The organism is Blastococcus sp. CT_GayMR20 (assembly GCF_004570345.1).
The window spans coordinates 1-7,581 of the sequence record NZ_SPQM01000188.1 but is presented as its reverse complement, the minus strand read 5'-3'; the positions used below and the strand labels follow the sequence as shown (position 1 = coordinate 7,581).

8 protein-coding genes are annotated in these 7,581 nt (G+C 75.5%); all 8 read left to right on the top strand.

Annotated elements, in window-relative coordinates:
- On the top strand, positions 1–981 hold a 981-nt coding region (gene hemA / locus E4P40_RS24820), incomplete at its 5' end, for a glutamyl-tRNA reductase (RefSeq protein WP_135161018.1).
- The gene (gene hemC / locus E4P40_RS24815; RefSeq protein WP_135161017.1) at positions 978–1,949 is read left to right on the top strand and encodes a hydroxymethylbilane synthase; all 972 of its coding nucleotides are present in this window, start codon (positions 978–980) and stop codon (positions 1,947–1,949) included. The genes hemA and hemC, both read left to right, overlap by 4 nt.
- 58 nt (positions 1,950–2,007) lie before the next feature.
- Entirely contained in the window at positions 2,008–3,549 is a 1,542-nt protein-coding gene (locus tag E4P40_RS24810; RefSeq protein WP_135161016.1) for a uroporphyrinogen-III synthase, read from the top strand.
- Positions 3,546–4,523, top strand: coding sequence for a porphobilinogen synthase (gene hemB, locus E4P40_RS24805; protein ID WP_135161015.1), 978 nt, complete (start codon positions 3,546–3,548; stop codon positions 4,521–4,523). The genes E4P40_RS24810 and hemB overlap by 4 nt, the downstream gene beginning before the upstream one ends.
- A complete protein-coding gene (locus E4P40_RS24800; RefSeq protein WP_135161014.1) occupies positions 4,520–5,002 on the top strand; it encodes a hypothetical protein in 483 nt (160 codons plus the stop codon). The genes hemB and E4P40_RS24800 overlap by 4 nt, the downstream gene beginning before the upstream one ends.
- Positions 4,999–6,330 carry a glutamate-1-semialdehyde 2,1-aminomutase gene (gene hemL / locus E4P40_RS24795; RefSeq protein WP_135161013.1) on the top strand — a complete coding sequence of 444 codons (1,332 nt, stop codon included), beginning with the start codon at positions 4,999–5,001 and terminating at the stop codon, positions 6,328–6,330. Before E4P40_RS24800 ends, hemL begins: the two co-directional genes overlap by 4 nt.
- Positions 6,327–6,962, top strand: coding sequence for a histidine phosphatase family protein (locus E4P40_RS24790; RefSeq protein WP_135161012.1), 636 nt, complete (start codon positions 6,327–6,329; stop codon positions 6,960–6,962). Before hemL ends, E4P40_RS24790 begins: the two co-directional genes overlap by 4 nt.
- The gene (locus E4P40_RS24785; protein ID WP_135161011.1) at positions 6,959–7,534 is read left to right on the top strand and encodes a TlpA disulfide reductase family protein; all 576 of its coding nucleotides are present in this window, start codon (positions 6,959–6,961) and stop codon (positions 7,532–7,534) included. Before E4P40_RS24790 ends, E4P40_RS24785 begins: the two co-directional genes overlap by 4 nt.
- Positions 7,535–7,581: the final 47 nt, after the last annotated feature.

Below are 7,581 nucleotides of genomic sequence, written 5' to 3'. Positions count from 1 at the left end.
CTTCGGGCCGCCTACGCCCTCGCCCGCCAGGAGGGCACCGTCGGCCGGGCCCTGCACCCGGTCGCCCAGCGGGCCCTGCGGGTCGGCAAGCGGGTGCACACCGAGACCGGCATCGACCGGGCCGGCGCCTCGCTCGTCTCCGTCGCCCTCGACCGGGCCGAGCAGCGGATCGGCAGCCTCGACGGACGGTCGGTGCTGGTGGTCGGCGCCGGGTCCATGGGCGCCCTGGCCGCGACGACGCTGGCCCGCCGCGGGGCCGCCGTCGTCGTCAGCAGCCGCACCGAGGCGCACGCCGCCCGGCTGGCCGACAGCGTCGACGGGCGGGCCGCGGCACTGGCCGACCTCCCCACGGAGCTGTCCGCCGCGGACGTGCTCGTCACCTGCACCGGCGCGACCGGCCTCGTGGTGGGCACCGACGTGGTCGCCACCGCCATGACGGGACGGACCCGGCCGCTCGTGGTCGTCGACCTCGCCCTCCCCCGGGACGTCGATCCCGGTGTCAGCGCCCTGCCGGGCGTGCACGTCGTGGATCTGGCTCTGCTGCAGGGGGAGCGCGCCGCCACGCCGGGACGGCCCACCGCCGGAGTGGCCGCCGACGACATCGCGGCCGCGCACGCCCTGGTCGAGACCGAGACGGCGCTGCTGCGCGCCGAGCGCCAGGCCGCAGAGGTCGCGCCGACCGTCTCCGCGCTGCGCACCCAGGCCGCCGAGGTCGTCGACGCGGAGCTGCTGCGGCTGGCCGGCCGGCTGCCCGACCTCGACGCCCGCGCCCGGGCGGAGATCGCCCGCACCGTCCGCCGGGTGGTCGACAAGCTGCTGCACGAGCCGACCGTCCGGGTGAAGGAGCTGGCCGCCTCGGCCGGTGAGACCGACTACGCCGGTGCACTGCGCGCGCTGTTCGGCCTGGGCATCGACACCCCGGTCGAGGAGCTGTCGGACGCCGTCACCGTCGACCCGGAGCGGGCGGGGGAGGCAACGTGACCGGGGCCCTCACCTCGAGGACGACCGTCACGGCGACCCTCCGGCTCGGCACCCGGGCGAGCGCCCTCGCCCGCACGCAGTCCCAGGCCGTCGCCGACGCGATCACCGAGGCCACCGGCACCCCGGTCGAGCTCGTGCACATCGTGACCGAGGGCGACCGATCGTCGGAGGCGATCACCCAGCTCGGCGGCACCGGGGTGTTCGTCGCCGCGATCCGCCGGGCGCTGCTCGAGGGCAGCGTCGACCTCGCCGTCCACAGCTACAAGGACCTGCCCACCGCACCGCAGCCGGGCCTCATCCTGGCCGCCGTCCCCGGGCGGGAGGACCCGCGCGACGCCCTCGTCGCGCGCGACGGGCTCACCCTCGGCGAGCTGCCGCCCGGCTCGAAGGTGGGCACCGGCGCACCCCGCCGGGTCGCCCAGCTGCGGGCCCTGGGGCTCGGGCTGGACGTCGTGCCGATCCGCGGCAACGTGGACACGCGGCTCGGCCGGGTGGCCGGGCTGGGCGGGCAGGCCGGGGACCTGGACGCCGTCGTCCTCGCCCGCGCCGGGCTGTCCCGGCTCGGCCGGCTCGACGTCATCACCGAGACCCTCGACCCCCTGCAGGTGCTGCCCGCACCGGCGCAGGGTGCCCTGGCCGTCGAGTGCCGGACGAGCGACGCCCGCACCCGCGAGCTGCTCGGCCGGCTCGAGGACACCTCCGCCCGCGCCTGCGTGGTCGCCGAGCGCAGCACGCTCGCGACGCTCGAGGCCGGGTGCAGCGCCCCCGTCGCGGCCTACGCCGAGGTGGCCGAGGGCGAGGACGGCCCCGAACTGTTCCTCCGGGCATCCGTGACCGCGATCGACGGCAGCGACGCCGTCCGCGGCTCGGTGACCGGGCCCCTGCCGGACGCCGCCGCCCTCGGGCGGGCGCTGGCTGCGGAACTGCTCGACCGCGGCGCGGCCGAGCTCATGGCGGTGACCCCGTGACGCACCGCCCCCAGACCCCCAGGAAGACAGGCCTCCGGGCCAGGATCAGGAGCACGCGATGACGCGCAACCGCGCGACTTCCGGAACGACCGGCCGGGTCGTCTTCGTCGGCGCAGGACCGGGTGACCCCGGCATGCTGACCGCACGGGCGACAGCGGCCCTCGCCCAGGCGGCCGTCGTCCTGGTCGACCGTGACGTCTCCGTCGCGGTCCAGGACGCCGTCCGCGAGGCGCACCCGCAGGCCGAGCTGACGACCGCGACCGGTGAGCCGGCCGAGGTGGCCAAGGCCGCCGTCGCCGCCGCCAAGCACGGCAGCATGGTCGTCCGGCTCGTCGCCGGTGACCCCTACACCTCCGACCCGGTGGTGAAGGAGGTCCTCGCCGTCGGCCGGACCTCCGTGCCCTTCGACGTCGTCCCCGGTGTCGCCACCGCGACCGCCGTCCCGGCGTACGCGGGCGTGGCCCTCGGCAGCAGCGCCGTGACCGCGGACTTCCGCACCGGAGCCGACCTCCCGGCTCTCGCCGGGGTGGTGTCCGCCGGCAGCACGCTGGCCCTGCAGGGCACCGCCGAGGAGCTGCCCGAGGCGGCCGCCCGGCTGATCGAGGGCGGGCTGTCCGGCAACACCCCGGTCGTGGTGACCACCGGTGGCTCGGGGACGGCGCAGAAGAGCGTCGTCGCCAAGCTCGTGGCGGTCGCCGAGAAGACCGCGGGCCTGGACTCGTTCAGCGGCCCGGTCGTCGCCACGGTCGGTGCAGCGGTCGACAAGCGCGCGCGGCTGTCGTGGTGGGAGAGCCGGCCGCTGTTCGGCTGGCGCGTGCTCGTGCCGCGCACCAAGGACCAGGCCGGCGAGATGAGCGACCGGCTGCGGGCCTACGGGGCCGTCCCGGTCGAGGTGCCGACGATCGCCGTCGAGCCGCCGCGCAGCCCGGCGCAGATGGACCGCGCCATCAAGGGCCTGGTCACCGGGCGCTACGGCTGGATCGTCTTCACCTCGGTCAACGCCGTGAAGGCCGTGCGCGAGAAGTTCACCGAGCTCGGCCTCGACGCCCGCGCGTTCGCCGGTGTGAAGGTCGCCTGCGTCGGGGAGCAGACCGCCGAGGCGGTGCGGTCCTTCGGCATCGCGCCGGAGCTCGTGCCCGCCGGCGAGCAGTCCAGCCAGGGCCTGCTGGCCGACTTCCCGGAGTACGACGACGTCCTCGACCCGATCGACCGGGTGCTGCTGCCCCGCGCCGACATCGCGACCGAGACGCTCGCCGCCGGGCTCAAGGAGCGCGGCTGGGAGATCGACGACGTCACGGCCTACCGCACCGTCCGTGCCGCCCCGCCGGCCGCGTCGGTCCGCGAGGCGATCAAGGGCGGTGGCTTCGACGCCGTCTGCTTCACGTCCTCGAGCACCGTGCGCAACCTGGTCGGCATCGCCGGCAAGCCGCACGCGAAGACCGTCGTCGCGGTGATCGGCCCCGCGACGGCCGCCAGCGCCCAGGAGTTCGGCCTCCGGGTCGACGTGCAGCCCGAGACCGCGGCCGTCGGCCCGCTGGTCGACGCGCTCGCCGAGTTCGCGGCGGCCCGTCGTGCCGAGGAGGAAGGCGAGGTCCAGTGAGTGCCGGGTTCGCGCGGGGCCGCCGGCTCCGGTCGACGTCCGCGCTGCGGCGGCTGACCGCGCAGACCCGGCTGTCCGCTGCGGACTTCGTGCTGCCGGTCTTCGTCAAGCAGGGCATCGACGAGCCGGTCGCGATCGGCGCCATGCCCGGCGTCGTCCAGCACACCCAGGACTCGCTGCGGAAGGCCGCCTCCGAGGCGGCCGAGGCCGGGATCGGCGGGCTGATGCTGTTCGGCATCCCCGGGGAGAAGGACCCGGCCGGTTCGCAGGCCGACGCCGCCGACGGGGTGGTCAACGTCGCGCTGCAGCAGCTGCGTGCCGACCTCGGCGACGAGCTCGTGCTGATGGCGGACCTGTGCCTGTGCGAGTACACCGACCACGGGCACTGCGGCGTGGTCACCCCCGCGGGCGTCGTCGACAACGACCCGACCCTCGACCGCTACGCCGCGGTCGCGGTCGCGCAGGCCCAGGCCGGCGCCCACGTGATCGCCCCCAGCGGGATGATGGACGGGCAGGTCGCGGCGATCCGGAAGGCGCTGGACGGCAGCGGGTATCCCGAGACCCCGATCCTCGCGTACGCCGCGAAGTACGCGTCGGGCTTCTACGGGCCGTTCCGCGAGGCCGCCGAGGGGGCGCCGCAGTTCGGCGACCGCTCGACCTACCAGATGGATCCGCCCAACGCCGACGAGGCGCTGCGCGAGGTGGCCCAGGACCTCGCCGAGGGAGCCGACGCGGTGATGGTGAAGCCGGCGCTGCCCTACCTCGACATCGTCGCGCGGGTCGCCGACGCGGTGCACGTGCCGGTCGCGGCCTACCAGGTCAGCGGCGAGTACGCGATGGTCGAGGCCGCCGCCGCGAACGGCTGGGTCGACCGCGAGCGCGCGATCCTGGAGACGCTGACCTCGATCCGCCGCGCGGGTGCGGGCACCGTGCTGACGTACTGGGCGGTCGAGGCAGCGCGCCTGCTGCGGTGACGCCCTACACGGAGCACGGGGGGACCTGGCGGCCGTTCTGGCTCGTGGCCGGCGCGCTCGCGGTGTTCGTGGTGCTCGACGTCGTCTTCCCGGGGGGTGACGTCCCCGCGGTCGTCTGGGTCGTCGCGGTCGTCGCCGTCCTGGGCATCGTGGCGCTCGGGTGCGTGTCGGCCCGACGGGTGTGGACCGTGCGGGTCGACGACGACGGGCTGACCGTCGGCCGGGAGCGCGTCCCGCTCGGCGACATCGACACCGGGCACCTGCGCGAGGTCGACTCCGGCGTCGACGCCGGGGCGCCCGTCCTCGGCGGCGGCTGGTCGCTGCCCCGGGGCCGGACCGGGCTGCCGCTGAAGCTGACCGACGGCCGCACGGTGCTGGTGCCCACCCGGGAACCGGCCGCCCTGTACGAGGCGCTGATGATCGGCACCGGCCAGACCCCCGACACCGCCTCCGGGACAGAAGGGACACTGGGGCAGTGACCTCGCTGGACAGCTCCCCGTACACCTACGAGGCCCCGGTCTCGGCCGACCTCTTCGCCCGTGGCCGCACGATCATCCCGGGCGGGGTGAACAGCCCCGTCCGCGCCTTCCGCGCGGTGGGGGGCACGCCGCGCTTCATGGCCGAGGGCTCGGGCCCCTGGATCACCGACGCCGACGGACGGCGCTACGTCGACCTGGTCAGCTCGTGGGGGCCGCTGATCCTCGGCCACGCCCACCCCGCCGTCGTGGAGGCCGTCACCGCCGCCGCGCGCCGCGGGTTGTCCTTCGGCGCACCGACCGAGGGCGAGCTCGACCTCGCCGAGGAGATCCGCGCCCGGGTCGTCCCCGTGGAGCGCGTGCGGCTGGTCAGCTCCGGCACCGAGGCCGTGATGTCGGCGGTGCGGCTCGCCCGCGGCGCCACCGGCCGCCCGGTGGTCGTGAAGTTCGCCGGCCACTACCACGGGCACGTCGACGCGCTGCTGGCCTCGGCCGGCTCCGGCGTGGCCACCCTCGGCCTCCCGGACACCCCGGGCGTCACCACCGGCGCCGCCGCCGACACCGTCGTCCTCCCGTACAACGACGTCGCCGCCGTCGAGGCCGTCTTCGCCGAGCGCGGCAGCCAGATCGCCTGCGTCATCAGCGAGGCGGCGGCGGGCAACATGGGCGTCGTCCCCCCGCTCGACGGCTTCAACGCGTCGCTGCGCCGCCTCACCTCCGCGCACGGCGCCCTGCTGGTCCTCGACGAGGTCATGACCGGGTTCCGGGTGTCCCGCTCCGGCTGGTACGGCCTCGACCCCGTGGACGCCGACCTGTTCACCTTCGGCAAGGTCATGGGCGGCGGCCTGCCCGCCGCGGCGTTCGGCGGCCGGGCGGACCTGATGGACCAGCTGGCTCCGAACGGGCCCGTCTACCAGGCCGGGACGCTGTCCGGGAACCCCGTCGCGGTCGCGGCCGGCCTGGCGACGCTGCGCAACTGCACCGACGAGGTCTACGCGCAGTGCGACGAGGTCGCCGCCGTCCTGCGCGGTGCCGCCAGTGCGGCGCTGTTCGCCGCCGGGGTGCCGCACCGGGTGCAGCAGGCCGGCAACATGTTCTCCGTCTTCTTCGTGCCCGACGAGCGCCAGGTGCGCGACTACGACGACGCCCGGACGCAGGACGCCGCCCGGTACACCGCGTTCTTCCACGCCTGCCTCGCCCGCGGCGTCTACCTGCCGCCGTCGGCGTTCGAGGCCTGGTTCGTCAACGCCGCGCTCTCCGGCGAGGCGCTCGACCGCGTGCTCGCCGCGCTGCCGGCCGCCGCCCGCGCCGCCGCCGAGGTCGCGGCATGAGCGAGCAGACCGTCGTCCACCTGCTGCGGCACGGGGAGGTCTTCAACCCCGGCAAGGTCCTCTACGGCCGGCTGCCGGGGTTCCGGCTGTCCGACGGCGGTCTCGCCATGGCGGACGAGGCGGCCGCCTGGTTCGCCGGCCGCGACGTCACCCGCCTCGTGTCGAGCCCGCTCGAGCGGGCTCAGCAGACCGCGGCGCCGATCGCCGCCGTCCTCGACCTGCCGGTGTCGATCGACGACCGGCTGATCGAGGCCGGGAACGCCTTCGAGGGCCTCCGGGTCGGCGTCGGGGACGGCGTCCTGCGTGCTCCGCAGCACTGGTGGAAGCTGCGCAACCCGTTCCGGCCGTCCTGGGGTGAGCCCTACGTCGAGATCGCCGCCCGGATGCTGGCGGCGGTCGAGGCGGCGCGCGACGCCGCCCGGGGGCACGAAGCCGTGCTGGTCAGCCACCAGCTGCCGATCTGGACGCTGCGCCTGCACGTGGAGGGACGTCGCTACGCCCACGACCCGCGCCGCCGGCAGTGCGGCCTGGCCAGCGTGACGTCGCTGACCTATGACGGCGACCGGGTCGCCGGTGTCGGCTACGCGGAGCCCGCGGGTGCCACCGACCCCGACGCGGTGCCCGGGGCATGAGGCTGCGCCTGCTCGCCGCCACCGGGGCCCTGGCCCTGCTGGCCGGCTGCACGACGGGCTCGGACCAGGTCGACGTCAACAACGGCGGAGAGTTCCGGTTCGTCGCCGGGACTCCGGCCGGCGAGGTGATCCCGCCCGACGAACGCGCCTCGGCCCCGGACTTCTCCGGCACCCTGCTCGGCGGAGGCCGGTTCTCCTCCGCCGACCTCGACGGCGAGGCCGCCGTCCTGAACTTCTGGGGATCCTGGTGCGGCCCGTGCCGGGTCGAGACGCCACAGTTCCAGGAGGTCTACGCCGAGGTCCGGAACGACGGCGTGGAGTTCCTGGGCCTGAACGTGAAGGAGACCAGCGAGCAGTTCGCGCTGGCCTTCGTCGACCGCTTCGGCATCGAGTTCCCGTCGCTCTACGACCCGCGCGGAGAGGTGGCCCTGGCGTTCCGGGACTACCCGGCGAACGCCATCCCCTCCACGATCGTCCTCGACGGGGAGAATCGCGTGGCAGCCGTGTACACCGGCGAGATCTCCCAGGACGACCTGCGTCGCGTGATCGACCTCGTGCTGGAGGAGGGCTGACGATGGGAGAGACCTTCGCGGGCCTGGTCACGGACGGCCCGCTGCTC

Excerpts from the sequence above, each read along its gene's own strand:
- E4P40_RS24790 (WP_135161012.1), top strand. The coding sequence starts at position 6,327 with ATGAGCGAGCAGACCGTCGTCCACCTGCTGCGGCACGGGGAGGTCTTC.
- E4P40_RS24810 (WP_135161016.1), top strand. The coding sequence starts at position 2,008 with ATGACGCGCAACCGCGCGACTTCCGGAACGACCGGCCGGGTCGTCTTC.
- E4P40_RS24785 (WP_135161011.1), top strand. The coding sequence starts at position 6,959 with ATGAGGCTGCGCCTGCTCGCCGCCACCGGGGCCCTGGCCCTGCTGGCC.